The sequence below is a fragment of the Mesorhizobium sp. P171375 genome, assembly GCF_057786075.1.
On record NZ_JBYNWF010000001.1, the window covers coordinates 1,060,618 to 1,080,169 of the forward strand.

The window sequence follows — 19,552 nt, forward strand, 5'->3', positions numbered from 1 at the left end:
AATGGGCGCCGGCTACTCAGCCGGCGATGGTTTCTTTCGAAACAGCGCCGCCAGATTGTCCCACAATTCGATCTTGGCGCCCTGGCGCTTCATGATCACGCCCTGCTGCAGGATCGACAGCGTGTTGTTCCAGGCCCAGTAAATGACGAGGCCGGCCGGGAAACTGCCCATCATGAAGGTGAAGATCACCGGCATCCAGGTGAAGATCTGCGCCTGCGTCGGGTCCGGCGGCGTCGGGTTCATACGCATCTGCAGGAACATGGTGATGCCCATGACCACCGCCCAGGCGCCCATATGCGGCAGGAATGCCGGTGGCGCAAAAGGCAACAGGCCGAACAGGTTGAAGATCGAGGTCGGATCCGGCGCGGCCAGATCCTGGATCCAGCCGAAGAACGGCGCGTGCCGCATCTCGATGGTGATGTAGAGCACCTTGTAGAGCGAGAAGAACACCGGGATCTGCAGCGCCACCGGCCAACAGCCGGCGAGCGGATTGATCTTCTCGGTCTTGTACAGCTCCATCATCGCCTGTTGCTGCTTCATCTTGTCGTCCGCGTATTTCTCGCGGATCTCGAGCATCTTGGGCTGCACCTTCTTCATGTTCGCCATCGACGCGTAGGATTTGTTGGCGAGCGGGAAGAAGATGGTTTTGACGACGACGGTGGTGGCCAGGATGGCCAGGCCGAAATTGCCGAAGAATTTGTACAGCGTGTCGATCAGGTAGAACATCGGCTTGGTGATCCAGATGAACCATCCCCAATCGATCAGCCGGTCGAACAGCCTGATCTGGCGGTCCTGGGCGTAGGCGTTGATCTTGTTGACTTCCTTGGCGCCGGCAAAAATCTCGGTCTCCACCGTCGCCGACTGGCCGGCGGCAATGGTGATCGGGTCGGTGAGGAAGTCCGACTGGTAGCGCGGGCGGCCATTGTCGTAATAGGCATAGTGCGGCTGGAACGGCTGCTTCTCGGTCGGCACCAGGGTGACCGCCCAGTATTTGTCGGTGATGCCAAGCCAGCCATCGGTCGACTTGCTGGGCGTGTAGAGCTTGTTCTTCTCGATGTCGGCGTATTTGTGCTCCTGCAGGCCTTCCGTGCCGGTGACGCCGATCAGGCCTTCATGCAGCACATAGGAGCTGGCAACGGCCGGCTTGTCGAAGCGGATGACGCGGCCGTAATTGGACAGCGTAACAGGCGCCGAGCCCGAATTCTGAACCGCGTCGGAAACCGTGAACATATAGTCGCCGTCGACGGAGATCGTGCGCTTGAAGGTCAGGCCCTTGTCGTTGGTGAAGGTCAGCGTCACCGGCGTCGCCGGCGTCAGCGTCGCATTGCCGTCGACGCTCCAGACGGTTTCCGGACCTGGCACCGCGCCGGTCGTGTCGCTGCCGACAAAGCCGATCTCGGCATAGTAGCCGGTGGGCAGCGCCTGCGGGTTGAGCAGCTGGATCTGCGGCGAGGTCTTGTCGACCGTCTCGGTGTAGTGCTTGAGCTTGAGGTCGTCGAGGCGGCCGCCGGTCAGGTTGATCGAGCCCGACAGGCTCGGCGTGTCGATCTTGACGCGGGCAGTCTTGGCCACTTCCTGTGCACGGCCTTCCGGCGTCGTGACGTAGGTGCCGGGCGCGTTCGGAATGGCGCCGGGCGCCGCGGGCGCCGTCGTGCCGCCGGGATTTGCGGCCTCGGCCGCCTTCTTCTGCTCCGCCGCCCGTTGCTCTTCGATGCGCGTGGCTTCGGCTTGCCGCTCGCTGCGCGGCAGCACGTAGAAATATTGCCACAGCCCAAGGATCAGCACCGACAAGACGATGGTGATGTAGAAGTTCCGGTTGTTTTCCATCGAAAGCCCTTGGCCTATCGTGTTCCGCTGAGACGGCGGGAGAGCTCGGCCTTCAACTGGCCGAACGGAATGGTAAGCACGTCTTCACGCCCGACGATGACATAGTCATTGCCGGGCGCCATGTCACTTGCGGCATGGGTGCGCACGGCTTCTTTCAGTCGCCGCCTGATGCGGTTGCGCACGACTGCATTGCCGACTTTCTTGGTGACGGTGAAGCCGACGCGCGGCGACAGACCGTCATTGCGGTCGAGAACTTCAACGAGAAAAAGCCGCCCGCGCCGCTTTTCACCACGGCGGACGGCCAGGAATTCCGCACGTTTCAGAAGCCGCTTGGGGTTTGGTCCCACTGGCTTGCCGGTTGCGGGCAACGATCTCGTCTTCCGTTCAGGCGCTGAGCCGCTTGCGGCCGCGGTTGCGGCGAGCTGCGACGACGCCGCGACCACCCTTGGTGGCCATGCGAGCACGAAAACCGTGCCGGCGCTTGCGGACGAGTTTGGACGGTTGGTAGGTACGCTTCATTTGTTTTAATACCGCGGGGTGCGGCCCTTCTTGATTCTGTCACTGTGTAACAGGAGCTTTGCCGGGCCGGTATTGGCGCGATCGAAACCGCGCCGGGACGAATGGCCCGAGCGTGAGCGGCTTATAGAAAGAAGGGTTTTGGGAGTCAATCCAGCGCGAACACCAGTTCGTCGCCGCGCTAACCACCAGTTCGATGCGGTTTATTGCTGGTACCATCGTCCAACGAAGGATGAAATTGGCAAAAAAGCCGCAATCGCCTAATCTCAACCGATCAAGCGTTTGTGAAGACAGGCCTTAATGAGCGAAGTTGCCTCAGCGGATGAAGGGACCGGCCCGGTGAAAGCCGACGCCAGCCCAGACTCCGCTCGCCTGGTTCCGAGCCGTTCGGTGCCCTTGGCACGCGGCCTGTCCACAAAACTGCTTTTGCTCACCATTGTCTTCGTGCTCCTGGCCGAAGTCCTCATTTTCCTGCCATGGATCGCCAGCTACCGCCTGGCCTGGCTGAAGGAGAGGCTCAGCACCGCCGCCGCCGTGTCGATCGTGCTGGTGCAGGGCGAGCCCAATTCGCTCTCCCGCGCCGCCCAGAACGACGTGCTGATGGCGATCGGCGCCAAGGCGATCGCGGTGCGCGACGGCGGCGTCTCACGCCTCCTGGTAGTGGCCGAAATGCCGCCGCAGGTCGACGAGCATATCGACATCGCCAATGTCGGCATGATCAAGGGCATGACCGGGGCGCTCGACACGCTGTTCTTCGGCGGCAAGCGTATGCTGAGGGTCTTTGGCCCGGTCGGCGAAAGCGACAAGGAATTCGAGCTGATCATGCCCGACTATTCCTTGCGCAACGCCATGCTGCGCTATTCGCGCAATGTCGCCTTAGTCTCGCTGCTGATCTCGCTGTTCACCGCCATGCTGGTCTATGCCGCGATCGACCTGATCATGATCGGCCCGATCCGCACCATGACGCGCTCGATGCTGTCCTTCTCCGAAGCGCCCGACGATCCCGGGCGCATCATCCACCCGGCCGCTCGCGCCGACGAGATCGGCGTTGCCGAACGCGAACTGTCGCAGATGCAGGAACGGCTGCAAAAGATGCTGTCGGAGCAGAAGCATCTTGCCGATCTCGGCCTCGCGGTCTCCAAGATCAACCACGACATGCGCAACATCCTGGCCTCGGCCCAGCTGATGTCGGACCGCCTGCGCCTGGTCAAGGACCCGACCGTGCAGGCCTTCGCGCCAAAACTGCTGCGCGCGCTCGACCGCGCCGTATCCTATTCCGAAGGCGTGCTGGCCTATGGCCGCACCCAGGAGCCGGCGCCCTCGCGCCGCCGCTTGCGGCTGCGCCAGCTGGTCGACGACGTCCACGGCCTGCTCGACATCGAGGACGGCATCGAATTCGTCAATGCCGTCGAGCTCGCTTTCGAGGTCGATGCCGATTCCGACCAGCTGTTTCGCGTGCTCACCAATCTGTGCCGCAACGCGGTGCAGGCGATGGCAGCCGACTCCGAGAGCGCGCTGGTGCGCCGGCTCGCCGTGTCGGCCGAGCGCATGGGCAGCGTCAGCCGCATCATCGTCACTGACACCGGCCCCGGCCTGCCGCCCAAGGCGCGCGAGAACCTGTTCGCGGCGTTTCGCGGCTCGGCCCGCAGCGGCGGCACCGGCCTTGGCCTGGCCATCGCCCACGAACTGATCCGCGCCCATGGCGGCACGGTGGAGCTGGTCGAATCGATCGGCGGCCGCACCACCTTCGCCGTCACCATCCCCGACCAGCCGGTCCGCCTCGACCAGGCCCGCAACGGCCTGCGCCGCCCCGCCTAGGTGTGTCGATATTCAGCTGAGGCCGGCCTGCGCTGAATCTCGTCGCACCTTGATCTGCACCGTCGAAAGCGCCTGCGACAAAACTTTTGCCGGATCGGCTTGCTTTTCGGAAATTCAGTCGTTAGGGAACACGTCTCGTCGCGGCCGGTCGCCAGGACCGGATCGTGGGGCTATGCAAAGCATGGCCTGTTGCGCGCCCGTAGCTCAGCTGGATAGAGCACCAGACTACGAATCTGGGGGTCAGGAGTTCGAATCTCTTCGGGCGCGCCAAATCGCTACCACTTCAGAACAAAACTGGGCACCAAGTCATCTCCGACTGGAGTGGGTCATCTAGGATTAGGCGCAAGGTAAGTATGGGCTGAATTGCATTCATATTTTGTCGAGACCTCCTCCCGCCGCCGCTGACGCACCGCGTCTTGATTGCACTCAGCCGCAATAGACTTTCCGGTGGTCATCAAGGAACTCGGATAGCGATCTGGGCTGTCGTCCGAGGAGCGTTGCGATGTCCGGAGAGACGACGTTCTCGCTGACCCCGTAGGCTGATGCGATGCAGGCTAGGTCGTAGGCGCGCCAGTCGGGCATCCCGGCCGCGCGTAGTCGGTTTTCATATTCCGCAGGTGCGACTGCCTCATGGATCGCGGCATCTCGCTGGAACGGCTGCAGGCTGAGATCGATCGAGTGACCTACCATGGACTGGTGTTGCTGCGCTGGAAAAGCCACTCGCGACATTTGTACCAAATAGTCATGAGTCGATAACTTAAGCCATTTGTCGGGATCTGCCACGAGCGCCGTAGCGGTTGGGGTAGGTCTCAGCAAAAACCACGAACCGCAGATATGAACTGGTGCCCACTTTCAGCAAATGTCGCGAGATGGATCTGGCGGTTATTGCGGCTTTCCTGTCAGCATAGGGTGTCCGCGGCTCGTATCGAAATCTCCCGGATGTGCTGACGGAAAACCTGTCGGAACTCCCTGAAGTTATCGAACCCGAGGGCAGTGGCCACTCTGACCACGGTTGAGGGCGACACTCCGCATCGGTCCGCAAGCGATTGCGCGGTGCCGAATGCTACAATTTCCGGATGGGCGAGAGCCGTGCGTGCGACGCGCTCCTGTTGCTCTGGGAGGCTAAGCCTGGTTGCTACAATCATATCCTTTAGCTCGGCGATGGTCGTCGGTTTTCGAATGGTTTTATCCGTGCTCATGATCGTACTTCGGGTGCTTGTTCGGCCATGGACAGGAGGAGTTGTCCGACAGAGACTGTTTTGCTTCTCCTAAAGCTCACCCAAGAATCTCTACCAATTTCACCGGGGACCCGTGCTTTGCAGACTGGGTTGCAGCTTCCGCCATCGCAAGCGCGGCGACACCATCATCGAGTGTGACCGGCAGGGCCGAACCCGTGTTTACTGCGTTCACGAAGGCAGCCCACTCTGCAGCGTAGGCGGGCATGTAGCGCTCAAGAAAGAAGTAGGTCGGCTTTGCACCCGTCACGCCAGAGGTGGTGGACTTTATTACGGTGTTCTCCAGCATGTTCTGTGCCTGCAGCAATCCTTCCGAACCAAGCAATTCCAGACGCTGATCATAGCCATAGACGGCGCGGCGGCTGTTCTTGATTACGGCAATGCGGCCATCGGCATAGCAAAGCGTCACCACGGCAGTATCGACATCGCCAGCCGCACCGATTTCTGGGTCGACGATAGACGTACCGACAGCCGAGACAGCGACGGGAGCCGCCCCCATGATGAAGTTTGCCATGTCGAAATCATGGATCATCATGTCTCGGAAAAGGCCACCCGAGACCTTGATATAAGCAACCGGCGGCGGTGCCGGGTCGAAGGACGTGATCGACAGCAGCTCAGTCTTTCCAATCTCTCCACGGTCGGCCGCAGCCTTAAGAGCCGCGAAGTTCGAGTCAAAGCGCCTGTTGAAGCCAACCATGACCGGTTTGCCGTTCTTAGCGGCCACCTTCTGACAAGCCTGTGCCCTTGCAAGGCTGAGGTCGACAGGCTTTTCACAAAGCACTGCCTTGCCCGCTGCCGTCGCCCGCTTGATCAAGTCGGAATGGGTATCGGTGGAGGTGGCAATCAGCACGGCATCGATGGCGGGATCGCTGAGGATCGCGTCGGTCGCGCGGACGTCGGCACGATATTGGGCCGCGAGCTTTTCGGCAGCGGCGGGATTGATGTCGGCGACGGCTACGAGGCGGCTACCGGGGTTGGTGGAAATGGCGGTGGCATGGACGCCCGCGATACGGCCTGCGCCCAAAAGGCCGACATTCAGAATGGTGGATGACATGGATGATCCTCTTGCGGAAATGACGTTCAGACAGTGAAAGAGGTGCGGAAGGCTTCAAGCGCAGCTTCCGGATCGCCGGAGGCAAAGGCTTCCATACCAACGGGCCCCGCATAGCCCATCGCTTTCAGGGCATTTGCAACGCCGTGCCAATTCACTTCGCCCGTGCCTGGTTCGCACCGGCCGGGATTGTCAGCTACCTGAACCTCACCAATCCAGGGCAGGCAGGCCTCGCACCAGCGGATAAGATCACCCTCGCCGATCTGGGTATGGTAGAGATCGAGATTGATGCGCAGTTGCGGGCGGTTGACGGCAGAAACGAGCGCAAGCACGTCTGCCGTCGAGCCGAAGGGGCAGCCAGGGTGATCGATGGGGTTCAGGTTTTCTAACGTGAAGACCTGACCCTCGGCTTCTGCCAGATCGCAGATGCGGTTGAGTGTATCGCGAGCCCGCTGTTCCTTGCCCGGCGCGAAGGCACCGATCTTCGGGATCGGAATGCCCATGTCGCCAAGCGCCGTGCCATGCAGGTTCAGCCGGTGGACACCGAGTCGCTTGCCGACCTTCGCCGTTTCCGTAGCAGACGCCAGAAGCATTTCGCAGCCATCCGCATCGGTCAGCCGGCCCTCGAGATAGCCATTCATGATGGTGAAGGTGGCACCGGTTTTTTCAAGCGCATCAAGATTCCAGGCGGGCCAGTTCCAAAGGCCGACGCCGAAGCCCATTTCTTTCAGGCGGCTTGCCCGCCATTCGATTGGTTTGTCGCGCCAGAGCATTTCGGCGCAAGCGGCAAGTTGGAAGCTCATCTTAGATTTCCTGAAGTTTGAAATCGGCCGGTGCAACCGGCATGACACCCTTGAGAAGGGCCACGGATTTTTCGAGGCCCTCAAGTGAGTTGAGAAGCACGTCCTCATGCTCGATGGAAAGCCAGCCGTCGTAGCCAGCCATCTTCAAGCGATAGCAAAACTGTCGCCACCACTCCTCACTGTGGCCGAAGCCGAGTGTGATGTATGACCAGGAGCGGGCTGGAATGTCGGTCAGGTTGCCGTTTTCGAGAAGGCTGGTCACTGCCTGTTTGGGCGCGTTCAGGAATGTGTCCTTGGCATGGACGTGATAGACGGCCTCCCCCAATGCCTCGGCTGCTATCAGCGGATCGGCTCCCATCCAGAAGAGGTGCGAGGGATCCAGGTTCGCGCCAACGATAGGGCCGACTTCTTGACGGAGTTTCAGGAGCGACGGCACGTTGTAGACGCACTGGTTGCCATGCAGTTCGAGCGCAATCTTTTCCACACCGCATTCATTTGCCAGCGCCACGATCTCGGTCCAGAACGGGAAGAGTTTTTCTGCCCACTGGTATTTGAGGATCGCCTGCGTTTCCGGCGGCCAGGAAGAGACGACCCAGTTTGGCATGGTATCGGACGGATTGCCCGCAGGCAGGCCAGACATGGTGCAGACCGTCTTGATACCCATCTCGCCTGCGACCCGGATGGTGTTCTTCAGACCTTCGCCCTGAGCCGGATCGGTCGGGTGAATCGGATTGCCATTGGCATTGAGACTGATCACATCAAGCCCACGATCAGAAAAGCCCTTGAGGAAGTCCTTCTGCGCGACCGTGTTACCCAGCATGGATTTGAGATCGAAATGCGGTGCGGTCGACCAGCCGCAGGTGTTGACCTCAATACCGGAGACGCCCATGCGTGCAGCGTTGTCGAGAAGGTCGTCGAGCGGCATGCCGGCGAGGCTGTCAGATACAAAACCCAGTTTCATGCGTAGAACTTCGGCTTGGAAATCATGGTGACGAGCTGCTTCTGCCCGGAAGCGAGTGCCGTTACGCCTGCCTCGGCGGCAACTGCAGCGGCATAGCCATCCCAGCAGCTTGATGCGATTTCGGGAAACGCGTCTGTGTCGACGAAGCGTAGGAAGGCGCGGTTCTGGCGGCGATAGGCATCGAAATAGCGGGTCCGCCAATCGGCATCGTAGCCGGTGTGGACGCCAAGCGAGCGTTCGAGATGGGTATAAGCGACATGGCTCATGGAAATACTCGCCTGCTCGCCCACGAGTTCGGCACGAACGTCGTAGCCATACGCAGCGTTGTTGTTGATCTCGATGTTGACGAGTTGGCCATCGACGGTTTCGAGGACCATCAAGACGGGCGCGACGCGTCGATCAGAGCGCTTCGGCTGGAAGGCAGAGATCCAGGCATATTCGGTGCCAAGTACATGGCGCACGACGTCGAACTCATGCGGGGCGGAATTGGTGATTGCCATGGCACCGGTGAAGTCGGAGGCTGGCGTTTCCACATTGCGGTGGAAGTTGTGCATCATCAGGACTCGGCCAAGCGTGCCATTTTCAATTGCCTCTTTCATCTCGACATAGGACTGGTCGTAGCGCCGCATGAAGCCGAGCTGGACGAACTTTTGACCAACTTCCTGTTCGGCCTGCATGATCGAGAGGCATTCGGCCGAGGACTGCGATAGGGGCTTTTCGCAGAGCACCTTCTTGCCCGCGCTGATGCAGGCGAGTGACAGCGGCGCATGAGTGAAGTCCGGGCTCGCGACGATCACCGCATCCACATCGGCACGGGCAATCACGGCTTCCGGATTACTTGCAACGTCTGCCGCACCATGGGCATCGGCCACCTTGCGTGCGCGGACTTCATCCATGTCGCAGACCACCTGAAGGCTCGCGCCCGGCATTTCCTCCACGACGATCCTGGCGTGGTCAGCGCCCATCAGCCCTGCACCAATGACTGCTACACGCACCATTGGACAAACTCCTTGCGTTCGGTTGGCCAAAGCCCAACCGCTTTCCATTCAACAACTCCGCTACCTGGCGGCTATGCCCATATTCACTCAGTGAGCGGGGGGCGGCGGAAGACCGTCATGGGTCTCCATATAGCCTTCAATAGAGGCTTCGAGACTCGCCATGGATTCACCACCGGCCATCAGATCAGCGATCTGCTCGCGTGTCTTTTCCCCCTTGCGGAAGTCAGCTGCAATTGCACCACGAATGAGCACTGTGAAGTGATCGCCCACTGCCATGGCATGCATCACCTGATGGGTGATGAAAATGACCGCCAGGCCACGACGCTTAGCTTCATTGACGATACGCAGTACGTGAGCAGCCTGCTTGACGCCGAGGGCTGCCGTCGGCTCGTCAAGGATGAGGACACGGGCTCCGAAATAGACAGCACGGGCAATCGCGAGCGACTGGCGTTCCCCTCCGGAAAGGCCACCGACCAAACGATTACCGTCGGTGATGCGTGTGATCCCCATTTTCTGAATCTCTGCAACTGCCACTCGGGCAGCGGTTTTGCGGTCGAAATATTTGAACGGTCCCCAACCCTTTGTCGGCTCCGAACCCATGAAAAAGTTACGTCCTATGGACATCAATGGATATGTCCCACCGAATTGGTGAACCGTAGCTATCCCGCGTTCCTGAGCCTCACGGGGACTGGAGAACAGTGCGGGCTGACCATCCATCAGAATTTCGCCACGCGTCGGCTGATAGACACCAGACAGCGTTTTGATGAGCGTCGACTTACCCGCGCCGTTGTCGCCAAGCAGGCAGAGCACTTCACCTTCACCGACCTTGAGGTTGATATCGTTCAGAACATCAATATGGCCGAACGATTTGTCGACGTTTCGAAACTCGAGAACGGGTTTCTTATCGGACATTGCCGCTCTCCCTATTTCTTCTTGAACGTCGACCAGCTGGTGGCCAAATGACGAAACGTGTCATTGAGCAGGACAGCGATCAAAAGCATGACACCGATAATGAGGAAAGACAGGTTTCTGTCGATCTCTGTGAAACCAATAGCTTGGGTAACAATGGAAAGGGTGAGCACCCCGAAGACAATGCCCATTACAGTACCAAAACCACCCGTGAGGAGAACGCCACCTACGACCACGGCGATAATGGTGTTGAAGATTAGGCCAAAATTGGCCTGAGACGTTGCGGAGCTGAATGTCATCACCTGAAGGACGCCAGCAAAGGTCGCCGACATGGAACACAGCATGAAGAGTGCAATCTTCATCCTGGTTACAGGAATACCTGCGTTTCTCGCACTTTCCTGGTCTCCACCAAGAGCAAAGACCCAGCTTCCCTTGGGAGAGTAATGCAGAAAGAAGACGAATGCTGCGACAAGCCCACCCCACCAGAAGACGGAAGAATTGAAGCCATACACCTTCCCGCCGAAGAGCGATTTAGCCCAATCTGGCGCATGATAGAAGGAATTGGTGTTGTTGATGAAGAAGATCGACAGGTAGAGCGTAAGGCCTGCCACTGCAAAGAGCGTCGCCAACGTCACGATGAACGACGGCACGCGCGTGTGGGTTACGATGTATCCATTGATGAAGCCGATCAGTGCACCGATGGCAAGCGCTGCAGCTACACCGACAAGCACAGGCATCTGATAGTGCTCGCAGACAATAGCAACTGTCATCGTGGAGGCGGGAAGTACCGCACCGGTTGAAATATCGAGTTCACCGGCAATCATCAGGAACCCGACCGGAATTGCAATCATTCCTATGAGTGACGCGAAGTTCACCCACGTAGTTACACCAGCCACGGACAAAAAGTTGCGGCTATATCCGAACATAGCAAAAAGGATGAATACAGCCACGAACCCCATGAAAGCACCAGCCGCAGGGGTGCGAAAAAAGGCCTTGATGGATGAAATGGCCGATTCACTCTCGATGGCGGGTGTTTCAACGGTGTTGGTTCTTAGGTTTGTGGCGGTCATGGAAGCAAAATCCTCAGTTGCCGCAGACGAAGTTGCATAGAGGGAGCATGGATGAGACCCGGCCAGGTTAGCGGCCAGGTCTCAGCCTCGGGCCAGCCTCAACGTGCGCCGAGTTTGACGCCTTCGATTGCCGAAGCAACATTGGTCTTGTCGACAATCGCGGGACCAGTCAGAACCGGCTTCGTCGCAATCGCAGTGCCGAACTTCAGGTTTGCAAACAGCATGGAGGTTGCGAGGAACCCCTGCAGATAAGGCTGCTGGTCGATTGCGAAGGTCTGGGTGCCCTTTGAAATGCGATCCAGAACCGAGGCCGACATATCAAAGGTGCCAAGCTCAATCTTGCCGGTCTTGCTCTGCTGATCGATGGAGCTAGCGGCAGCATCTGCAGCCCATGCAGCGAGCGTGATGACGGCGTCAATGGACGGATCCGCGATCAGCTCGGATTTGATTGCTTCAGAGGTACCATTCATGTCCTGGTCAAGGTTAGCAGGAACACGGAGGATGAAGGTGTCTGCGCCAGCCTTCTTCGCACCGTCTTGAACGCCCTTGCAGCGGGTCTCGAGATTTACGGCACCTGGGTTCTGGATGTGGCAGAGGATTTTCTTTGCACCATGAGAAGCGAGATACTTGCCACCCTCAACACCTGCCAGATATTCGTCCGACCCGAAATAGTTTAGCGATCCGTAATTATCCATCTCACTCTGGCCAGCGTTGAAGGAGATGATCACCACCCCCTTGTCCCGCGCAGCCTTGAGGGCAGGGGTTTCGGATTCTGGCAGCCAGTTCGGGATAGCAATACCTTTAGCGCCCTGGGCTACAGCCTGTTCGATTAGCGAAGCGAGGTCCGGGCCGAAGTTGTCATAGTTTTGGGTCTGCATGAAATTGACGGTGCCGCCATTAGCCTTGACCATCAGCGAAGCATCATCGACGCCCTTCTTGACCATGTTCCAGAAGCCATCTTGGGCCGAGCCCACGATGACGGCGATATCCGTGTCACCCGCATGAGCGCTGGATGCCAGCATGAATGCCATGGCTGCGGTAGCGATTTTCTTGGTGAACGACATGTCGAATTCCTCCTCACGTTAAAGCCGCATGGTTGCGGCTCGACATACTTTTTTGCCTTTTTTGGCCGTGCGGCCGATGCCGGTAGGCACGCGCAGGTCCGCGATCTCAACACAACGACGTTGAGCCTCCTCGTCCAAATTGTGCGCTGGGCCTCCCCCAAAGCGCTGACGGCTCCTAGATCGCTGAGCACCGTCAACGCGTAATGAATGCTACGTTGACATCTTTCAGGTCAATCTGGATTATGATCGCCTCAGAACTTCGTCTCAAATCATTTCAAAAATTTGTACGGATGATCTTTTTTGAGATGCCGAAACCAGAGTAATGGAATTTTTGACATGAAGAGACCAACGATTCCAGACTTGGCAAAAGCTGCAGGTGTATCCGTCTCAACGGTCAATCGAGTACTGTCCGAGCCTGAATCGGTCCGGAGCAATACGCGCACCCGCGTATTGGCAGCCGCTGAGGAAATCGGCTTCTACGGACTTGGCACCATCAAGCAGGCGGCGAAGGCACAAGCGGTGATCCACCGTGTCGGGGTTTTGCTGCAGCGACGGGAGAGACGCTTCTATCGCCTACTCGGCGATTCAATTGCGCAAGCCGCGGAAGCTTATCCTGCCTGCAATATCGATCTGACAGTCGAGTACATGGAAGACCTCACGCCGGAGAAAGTCGCGGCACATATCCAGTCGCTCGGCGGGCGGTGCGAGGCACTTGCGATTGTAGCGCCGCAGCATCCTGCCGTTGCGGACGCGATTGACGCAGTTCTTGAAAGCGGCGTGCCGATCGTTTCACTTATCGGCCCCCTCACGGCCAAGGGAGGCATCAGCTTTGTGGGGCTCGATAATTGGAAAGTAGGACGCACCGCTGCCTGGGCGTTTGACCGCATGGTGAGACAGCCGGGGAAAATAGGCATTCTTGTGGGCAGCCACCGATTGCGAAACCAGGAAATGAACGAAAGCGGGTTTCGTTCTTACTTTCGTGAACATAATTCGGGATTCACGCTGCTCGAACCGTTGCCAACTTACGAGTCAGCCGTGGTTGCCCGTGAACATGTCGAAAAGCTGCTGACAGACCATCCGGATATGTGCGGACTATTCATCTCAGGGGGCGGTGTTACAGGTGCGATAGCCGCACTCAGGGCTACTCCAAAACGGGAAGACTTCGTTACCGTAGGCTATGAACTCTTTGAAGATACGCGGGCTGCTTTGATAGACGGTACGATTTCGCTAATCCTGTCACACCCCATAGAGCGTTTTGCATCAGAGACTATTGCAACTCTGGTGAAAGCGAAGAACGCAGGTCCTGATCACGGGGTATTTAGGATCACGTTTCCATTCGATATGTACAGCCCGGAGAGCATTTGATGACGACTTGGCCCTTAAGTTGGCCATCCAAATTATAGGCTGGGGTGCACCTACCTCTTCACGTCCGCTTTGCGAGTGTCTACGGCATCAGAGCACTATGAAGACACCATCAGGCTCGCGACTGTAACTCCTATCGGATTCCCGCCCTCACCAGAAGCCGGGGACCAATCTGTGCCGCACGCGACGGGAATAATCGTCATATCCGGGAAGTTCGGCCCGCAGCAGCCGGTCTTCCCATGCGGTGCGCAAGACGAGCACCGACGACGCCAGCGCCGCGGGCACCAGGGCCCAGAACGAACCCAGCGCAAGCGCCATGCCGAAGAACAGAACCAGTGCGGCGATATAGCCGGGGTGGCGCACGAAACGGTATGGGCCACCGTCGATCACGCGCTGATGCCGTTCGGACTGGATGCGGACACCCGGCTCGAAGTATGGGTTCACCGCTTGTGCCCATCCGGTCACTGCGACGCCCGCCAGCACGGCGATGTAGCCGCAGAGCACCGCCCAGACGGGAACGGCCGACCAGTGAAGGCGCCCGGCGTCGAGCGCCGCCACCGGCAGGATTGCCACCATCGCCGGCAGAATGACCGCGAGCAACGCCTTGTCCCAGCCTTTCGTGCCCTGCTGAAACCGACTGCGCGCGCGGTAGATGATCGGATTGATCCGCGCGATCACCAGCGCCGAGACGCCGAACGCCGAAATCAGAACGGCAAGGAACACCCATCCGGGCCACCAGGCAATCGTGCCGGCCGGCACGAAGATCAATCCCAGCAGCCCCAGCGGCAGGCCGATCGCATAGGCAATGCCTGTGCCGCGCGACATCGCGGGCGGCTCCCGGGGCGTCTTGGTCTGTTCCATGGTGCTAGCTCCTTCGGCGAATTTGTCTCCGGACTGGAATGCCGACTGATCACGTCGATCGGGATCGCGGCTTCTTCGCGCGCCACTGCCCCAGCGCTGTCTCCATCGCTTGGCGTATCGCCAGGTAGAACGCCGCCATTTCGTCGAGGCGATCACGCGCTGCTCCCGACGCGACGGCGTCCGTGCTGTTCTTCAGCAGATCGGCGAGCGCGTCGAGCAAGCGGTTCTGTTCGGTCAGCATGCCCTCGTAATTGTCGGACACCGCGTACAGAGCGCGCTTGCTTCCGCGCTCGCCGTGGCGCTGGGCGAGCCTGTAGGCTTCCAGCAACCGCGCCGCGACGCTTGCGCTGCTTTTGCTGATCTCGAGGTCTGCCGTGATGCGGTCGAGGCTGACCGGCTCGGCGCAAAGCAGCAGGTAGCCGTAGAGGCGCGCCGCTGTCTGGGGCACGCCCCAGGGGATCAGCAACCTGGCCGCATCCTCGATGAAGCGTTGTTCGGCAGGGCGATTGTTTGACATATTCGGCATATCTCGAATATAATGCCTTTAAGGATGATGGATGACAAGGGCCTGCCCCCGGAGCCGGTTATGCTTCCCTATCTTGTGGCTGGGATCGTCATCGTCGGTTTACCGACGATCTATGCGGCGGTGCGATTCCGCGAGTATCGAAAATTTCTGGCCGGCGCGTTCTTCGTCAGCAGCGGCATGCAGTTCTACTTTTATCTGGCGAAGATTCCGATCCCGCTGATGTGGACAAACGCCATTCAGTCCCCCGAACTCAGTGGCGTGCGCGGGACGATCCATTTTGCGCTGTTCCTGATCTGCCTCTACTTTGGCTGGTTTTTCCGCCGCGATCGTCGCACCGACTGAGTGTTCCGCTCAGGTCTTCAGGACGTTGGCGGCCCTCGCACGGCCTCGATTCCCGGCGATCCTGGTCGGACATTCCGATGGCGGCACGCTCATCACGCACGCCGGGGCTGATCCGCGCGTGGCAGGGGTGGTTTACATCGCGGCACTGGCGCAACGCTGCACCGGCCTTTGGCTGGCGGAACTCCAAGCATGATCTTTCAATGAATTGGAACAGATGCAGCCGGCTGCCGTTTTGCTTTCTTTCGCCATCTGAAAGGAGGTTCAGATGCCCACCCCCGCCGAACTCGAAGCCAAGTTCTGGAAATCGTTGAAATCCGACATGACGATGATGATCGGCCTTGATGGATCGAAGGTCATCCCGCGTCCGATGACCGCTCAAATTGAGAATCAAAACGGACCCATCTGGTTCTTCACGGCGACCGATACCGAGCTTGTCGAGGGCCTGAAAGATGGCAGCGGCGCGACAGCTACCTTCACATCGAAGGGTCACGACCTGTTCGCCACAGTGCAGGGGAAGCTTTATCTGGACAACAACCCAGTGGTCATCGATCGGCTTTGGAATCGTTTTGTCGCCGCCTGGTTTGAAGGCGGGAAAGACGACCCGAGGCTGGCACTGCTTAGGTTCGACCCGCAGGAAGCTGAGATCTGGCTCGACGGCTCAAGCTTGACGGCAGGCATAAAAATGCTGCTCGGGTTCGATCCGAAAAAGGAATACAAGGACAAGGTCGCCAAGGTGTCCCTCTGAGGCGACGCAACTTTGGCAATGCGGGGCTGTTGAGCGATGGACACCAAGTCCTCGTTGATCGATACCGAAGCGGCCAATCGTGCGTTGGCCACGTCGGAAACCAGCAAGGCCGCCATAAGGGCAGAGGATGGGGACCGTGGTCGCGATGCAGCCTGGCCGTCACAGATTCCTGCACTCGGCTGGAGGGATATCGTCTGGCGGCTCTGGGAAGAGTTCAACAAGGACCGGGTTCTGCTGGTCGCGGCCGGCGCCACCTTCTATCTGCTGCTGGCGCTGTTTCCGGCGCTGGCGGCCTTCATCTCGATCTACGGCTTTGTCGCCGATCCTGTGACAGTCGCGGACCATGTCGCCTATCTCGGCGGATTGCTGCCGTCGGGGGGATTGGATATCATTCGCGGACAGTTGCAGGCTCTGGCCAGTCAGAAACCGGGAGCGCTCGGAACAGGTTTCTTCGTCGGCCTTGCGATCGCGCTGTGGAGCGCGAACAGCGGAATGAAGGCGCTCTTCGATGCGATGAACATCGCCTATGAGGAAAGCGAGAAGCGCAGCTTCATCACGCTCAATCTCATGTCGATCCTGTTCACGATGGGAGCCCTGGTGATCGGCATCGTGCTGTTGCTGACAGTTGGCGTTGTCCCGGCCTTGTTGCGCTTCTTCTACCTTGACGCCTGGACAGAGACCCTTGTTGCGGTGTCTCGCTGGCCGATCCTGACAGGCTTCATGCTTACAGGCATTTCCCTGCTCTACCGTTTCGGGCCGAGCCGCGAACATGCGAAGTGGCGATGGCTGAGCTGGGGGGCCTTGATTGCGACCGCCGTCTGGATCGCCGCATCGTGGCTGTTCTCGTTCTACCTGCAGCATTTTGCCAACTACAACGCCACCTACGGATCGCTGGGCGCTGTCGTCGGCTTGATGATGTGGACATGGATTTCAGTCATCATCCTCATCGCCGGCGCCGCAATCAATGCCGAGATGGAACATCAGACGGCAATCGACTCGACCACGGGTCCCGCTCTGCCGATGGGCGAGCGCGGCGCGGTGGTTGCCGATACGCTGGGCAAAACAGCTGATTAAGCGGCTGGGATCGCTTATCCGGCAAAGAGCCGACGCGGCGCGCGAAAGCAGGTGGAGATCGACGCGGCTTGCTCTCGCCCTTTCCCGATCAGGAACCAGCTTGGCCAATCGGCCTCGCACCGGCCAGATACCGCTCATTGTCGAACGGTTCGGCCTGGGTGCTATCCGGGCTCCACATATGGCGTTGGGTCTCCGTCAGATTGCCAAGATAGACATGCAGCGCGCCGGAGCGGGCGCTGCCGGTGTTGGCGACCGCATGCACAGTATCCGGGGTCATGTGCACCACGGCGGGTGCTGCGATGTCCTGCCGTTCCGGTGTATCGATCTCACTGCCATCGACGGGATAGATGAAGTTGGTCTCGCTGCCCTTGTAGATGCCGATCAGCGCATCCATCAGATGGTTGTGCGCGGGATACTGCAGGCCCGGCGACAGCGTGATGTGGTAGACGGTCAAATCAGGGCTGGCATGCAGCAGCAGCTCATCGTCTTCCTCCTCATGGGCAAGCACGCCTGAGGCGTGAAAACGATCAGTGTGCTCGCGCAACACCGCCTTGACCCGATCGAAGGCATCAGGACTTTTGGCTGCGTTGACGATATCGGCGGTTACGGCGTAGAGAGGCGAGTTGGCGGCAAGAGGCATTGTCAGCTATCCCTCTTAAGAAGCTTAATACTCATAACTGAGATGCTCAGGCTAGCGAATGCCGGAACCAGCGTCAACTGCCCAGGAAGACCTGACATGATCGCCCCGAAATCAGCAGCCGCATCACCCTCGACCGCCGACATATTGCGCAGCGAGGAGGCCTACGAGCAACTGAAGAGCGACATCGTCGCCTGCGTGCTGCGCCCCGGCGAAAGCCTGACCGAAAAGCAGATCGGCGATCGCTACCAGATCAGGAAGGCGACGATCCGCTCGGCCCTTGCCCGGCTGGCGCAGGAAGGGCTGATCAAAAGCGAGCCCAGGCGCGGCTACGTCATCGCACCGCTCAGCCTGCGCGACGTCAACGAGATTTTCGATGTCCGCGGCCTGATCGAGCCGGAAGTGTTCCGGGTGGCAGCCGCCAACATCACCGAGCGTGGGCTCGAGGACATCAGGCTGGCGGCGCAAAAGGTGCTGAAGCCGGAGACGCTGCGCAGCCATGTCGCCTTCCTCGCCGCCGACCGCGCCTTTCGCCTTGCGCTGGCCGAGCTCTCGGGCAATCTGCGGCTGGCGCGCCTGCTCGACCAGATCCTCGACCAATCGGAGCGCGTTCTCCATCTCGGCTTCAAATCGCGCGACTTCACGCAAGTGATCATCGGCCAGCAAAGGGAGCTCGTCCTTGCCTGTGAGGTGGCCGAGGTCTCGGCCATCGCAAAGCTTGCCCGTTCGCAGTGCCTGTCGCTCAAGAAGCAGGTGCTCGAGGCCCTGCTTGCCGGCTCCAAACTGCAGGACGCCAATTTGCAAAGCTTCGCCTGAGGCGGCGAGGTCTGCGCTCACCGGTGGCATTCACTCGTCAATGAAGCGGATCTCCGCGTCGGCGAGGCAATAGGGCGCATAGCGGAAATCTCGGATATGGCTGACCTTTCCGTTCTGCCAGTCGACCAGCATGAAACCGCGCACGGCATCATCTCCCGCTTGCGGGTTGCGGATCAGGATCGCCGCCCTGCCGTCGACGAAGCCCAACGACAGCGCCCAGTCGCCGACGCGGTCGTAATTGCCGAAATAGTTGGAAACCTGCGCCTTGCCGCGCATCCGGGTGCGGTTGACGACCTCTAGCTGGATGTCCTCGGCGATCAGAGCGCGCACGGCGTCGAAGTCGCGCCCGTTGAACAGGTCGACATAGCGGCGCAGGCGCCGCTCGTCGTCGGCGTCGAGTTTTGTGGCGGGCGTCTGTTCGTCCTGCGCCGCCAGCAGCCGCAGCTGTGCGCGGCCGCGATGCAGCGCCGCCTTGGTCGCGGCCAGCGTCGCGCCTGACACTTCGCAGGTCTCGTGCAGGCTGAGGCCAAGCACGTCGACCAGGATCACGGCGCTGCGCTGCGCCGTCGCAAGCTGCATGAAGCTGCGCAGGCTGGTAGCGGTGGCGAGCCTGGCATCGGCGCTTGCGGAGGGGTCTTCGATCGTCGTCATGTCGGTCTCGCTCATGCGCGCCTGCTCCCGCTGGCGCCGGCGCAGATGATCCTGCGCGGCATTGTGGGCGATGCGAAACAGCCATTGCTCGGGCCGCTCGACAGAGGCGTCGCCGTCAATGGCCTGCAGCGCCTTGATCATTGTCTCCTGGACGATGTCCTCGCCATCGATCACCGAGCCGGCCATGCGGGCGCAATAGCGGTGCAGCTTCGGCCGCAATTCGCCGAGCATCGCCTCCAGGGCCACGCGGTCGAGTTTTGCCGTGTTCATCCTGTCCATTCCTAAG

General features: G+C 59.6%; 21 protein-coding genes and 1 tRNA gene. 7 read left to right on the forward strand and 15 right to left on the reverse strand.

All coding sequences use genetic code 11. From position 1 onward, the window contains the following. Nucleotides 1–12: 12 nt before the first annotated feature. Genes yidC through rpmH form a run of 3 tightly spaced genes read right to left on the reverse strand, consistent with a single transcriptional unit; the run spans nucleotide 13 to nucleotide 2,346 of the window. On the reverse strand, nucleotides 13–1,827 hold the full coding sequence (gene yidC, locus ACYHH6_RS05280; protein ID WP_352582845.1) for a membrane protein insertase YidC: 1,815 nt from the start codon (nucleotides 1,825–1,827) through the stop codon (nucleotides 13–15). 14 nt (nucleotides 1,828–1,841) lie between these two features. Further along, entirely contained in the window at nucleotides 1,842–2,195 is a 354-nt protein-coding gene (rnpA, locus tag ACYHH6_RS05285) for a ribonuclease P protein component (RefSeq protein WP_112559842.1), read from the reverse strand. Nucleotides 2,196–2,211: 16 nt separating this feature from the next. Next, nucleotides 2,212–2,346, reverse strand: a complete 135-nt coding sequence (gene rpmH, locus ACYHH6_RS05290; RefSeq protein ID WP_008833937.1) for a 50S ribosomal protein L34 — start codon at nucleotides 2,344–2,346, stop codon at nucleotides 2,212–2,214. Nucleotides 2,347–2,643: 297 nt separating this feature from the next. Between rpmH and ACYHH6_RS05295 the strand changes: the two genes are divergently transcribed. Both ACYHH6_RS05295 and ACYHH6_RS05300 read left to right on the forward strand, forming a co-directional pair. Next, complete coding sequence (locus ACYHH6_RS05295; RefSeq protein WP_352582844.1) at nucleotides 2,644–4,161, forward strand: ATP-binding protein; 1,518 nt, start codon at nucleotides 2,644–2,646, stop codon at nucleotides 4,159–4,161. Nucleotides 4,162–4,354: 193 nt separating this feature from the next. After that, nucleotides 4,355–4,431, forward strand: a tRNA-Arg gene (locus ACYHH6_RS05300). Between the two features lie 629 nt (nucleotides 4,432–5,060). On the opposite strand, the gene ACYHH6_RS05305 is transcribed toward ACYHH6_RS05300, so the two are convergent. The 8 genes from ACYHH6_RS05305 to ACYHH6_RS05340 form a co-directional block, all read right to left on the reverse strand. Next, the gene (locus tag ACYHH6_RS05305; protein ID WP_488500404.1) at nucleotides 5,061–5,360 is read right to left on the reverse strand and encodes a MurR/RpiR family transcriptional regulator; all 300 of its coding nucleotides are present in this window, start codon (nucleotides 5,358–5,360) and stop codon (nucleotides 5,061–5,063) included. A 76-nt stretch (nucleotides 5,361–5,436) separates the two neighbouring features. After that, nucleotides 5,437–6,438 (reverse strand): inositol 2-dehydrogenase, encoded by a 1,002-nt coding sequence (iolG, locus tag ACYHH6_RS05310; RefSeq protein ID WP_352583290.1) that lies wholly within the window; start codon nucleotides 6,436–6,438, stop codon nucleotides 5,437–5,439. 38 nt (nucleotides 6,439–6,476) lie between these two features. After that, on the reverse strand, nucleotides 6,477–7,250 hold the full coding sequence (locus tag ACYHH6_RS05315) for a TIM barrel protein (protein ID WP_352582842.1): 774 nt from the start codon (nucleotides 7,248–7,250) through the stop codon (nucleotides 6,477–6,479). A 1-nt stretch (nucleotide 7,251) separates the two neighbouring features. Continuing rightward, nucleotides 7,252–8,211: a sugar phosphate isomerase/epimerase family protein gene (locus tag ACYHH6_RS05320; protein WP_352582840.1), complete on the reverse strand. Its 960-nt coding sequence runs from the start codon at nucleotides 8,209–8,211 to the stop codon at nucleotides 7,252–7,254. Next, nucleotides 8,208–9,257 carry a Gfo/Idh/MocA family oxidoreductase gene (locus tag ACYHH6_RS05325; RefSeq protein ID WP_352582838.1) on the reverse strand — a complete coding sequence of 350 codons (1,050 nt, stop codon included), beginning with the start codon at nucleotides 9,255–9,257 and terminating at the stop codon, nucleotides 8,208–8,210. Before ACYHH6_RS05325 ends, ACYHH6_RS05320 begins: the two co-directional genes overlap by 4 nt. Nucleotides 9,258–9,296: 39 nt before the next feature. Next, nucleotides 9,297–10,121 (reverse strand): ATP-binding cassette domain-containing protein, encoded by an 825-nt coding sequence (locus ACYHH6_RS05330; protein WP_352582836.1) that lies wholly within the window; start codon nucleotides 10,119–10,121, stop codon nucleotides 9,297–9,299. 11 nt (nucleotides 10,122–10,132) lie between these two features. After that, the gene (locus tag ACYHH6_RS05335; RefSeq protein ID WP_352582834.1) at nucleotides 10,133–11,188 is read right to left on the reverse strand and encodes an ABC transporter permease; all 1,056 of its coding nucleotides are present in this window, start codon (nucleotides 11,186–11,188) and stop codon (nucleotides 10,133–10,135) included. 98 nt (nucleotides 11,189–11,286) lie between these two features. Beyond that, nucleotides 11,287–12,252, reverse strand: a complete 966-nt coding sequence (locus ACYHH6_RS05340; RefSeq protein ID WP_352582832.1) for a substrate-binding domain-containing protein — start codon at nucleotides 12,250–12,252, stop codon at nucleotides 11,287–11,289. A 336-nt stretch (nucleotides 12,253–12,588) separates the two neighbouring features. On the opposite strand from ACYHH6_RS05340, the gene ACYHH6_RS05345 reads away from it, so the two are divergent. Beyond that, nucleotides 12,589–13,617 carry a LacI family DNA-binding transcriptional regulator gene (locus ACYHH6_RS05345; RefSeq protein ID WP_352582831.1) on the forward strand — a complete coding sequence of 343 codons (1,029 nt, stop codon included), beginning with the start codon at nucleotides 12,589–12,591 and terminating at the stop codon, nucleotides 13,615–13,617. A gap of 147 nt (nucleotides 13,618–13,764) precedes the next feature. On the opposite strand, the gene ACYHH6_RS05350 is transcribed toward ACYHH6_RS05345, so the two are convergent. Further along, nucleotides 13,765–14,475, reverse strand: a complete 711-nt coding sequence (locus ACYHH6_RS05350; RefSeq protein WP_352582830.1) for a methyltransferase family protein — start codon at nucleotides 14,473–14,475, stop codon at nucleotides 13,765–13,767. A gap of 49 nt (nucleotides 14,476–14,524) precedes the next feature. Further along, nucleotides 14,525–14,992 carry a GbsR/MarR family transcriptional regulator gene (locus ACYHH6_RS05355; protein ID WP_352582828.1) on the reverse strand — a complete coding sequence of 156 codons (468 nt, stop codon included), beginning with the start codon at nucleotides 14,990–14,992 and terminating at the stop codon, nucleotides 14,525–14,527. A gap of 69 nt (nucleotides 14,993–15,061) precedes the next feature. Between ACYHH6_RS05355 and ACYHH6_RS05360 the strand changes: the two genes are divergently transcribed. The 3 genes from ACYHH6_RS05360 to ACYHH6_RS05370 all read left to right on the forward strand — a co-directional run bounded on the left by ACYHH6_RS05360 (nucleotide 15,062) and on the right by ACYHH6_RS05370 (nucleotide 17,162). Further along, on the forward strand, nucleotides 15,062–15,343 hold the full coding sequence (locus tag ACYHH6_RS05360; RefSeq protein WP_488500405.1) for a hypothetical protein: 282 nt from the start codon (nucleotides 15,062–15,064) through the stop codon (nucleotides 15,341–15,343). Nucleotides 15,344–15,608: 265 nt separating this feature from the next. Then, on the forward strand, nucleotides 15,609–16,088 hold the full coding sequence (locus ACYHH6_RS05365; protein WP_352582825.1) for a pyridoxamine 5'-phosphate oxidase family protein: 480 nt from the start codon (nucleotides 15,609–15,611) through the stop codon (nucleotides 16,086–16,088). Nucleotides 16,089–16,124: 36 nt separating this feature from the next. Continuing rightward, nucleotides 16,125–17,162 carry a YihY/virulence factor BrkB family protein gene (locus tag ACYHH6_RS05370; protein WP_352582823.1) on the forward strand — a complete coding sequence of 346 codons (1,038 nt, stop codon included), beginning with the start codon at nucleotides 16,125–16,127 and terminating at the stop codon, nucleotides 17,160–17,162. 88 nt (nucleotides 17,163–17,250) lie between these two features. Here ACYHH6_RS05370 and ACYHH6_RS05375 read toward each other — a convergent pair whose 3' ends face one another. Then, complete coding sequence (locus ACYHH6_RS05375) at nucleotides 17,251–17,802, reverse strand: autotransporter (protein WP_352582821.1); 552 nt, start codon at nucleotides 17,800–17,802, stop codon at nucleotides 17,251–17,253. A gap of 96 nt (nucleotides 17,803–17,898) precedes the next feature. On the opposite strand from ACYHH6_RS05375, the gene ACYHH6_RS05380 reads away from it, so the two are divergent. Beyond that, nucleotides 17,899–18,615 carry a GntR family transcriptional regulator gene (locus ACYHH6_RS05380; RefSeq protein ID WP_352582819.1) on the forward strand — a complete coding sequence of 239 codons (717 nt, stop codon included), beginning with the start codon at nucleotides 17,899–17,901 and terminating at the stop codon, nucleotides 18,613–18,615. A gap of 30 nt (nucleotides 18,616–18,645) precedes the next feature. Here the strand turns inward: ACYHH6_RS05380 and ACYHH6_RS05385 are convergent, their stop codons facing one another. Beyond that, nucleotides 18,646–19,536, reverse strand: a complete 891-nt coding sequence (locus ACYHH6_RS05385; RefSeq protein ID WP_352582817.1) for a sigma-70 family RNA polymerase sigma factor — start codon at nucleotides 19,534–19,536, stop codon at nucleotides 18,646–18,648. Nucleotides 19,537–19,552: the final 16 nt, after the last annotated feature.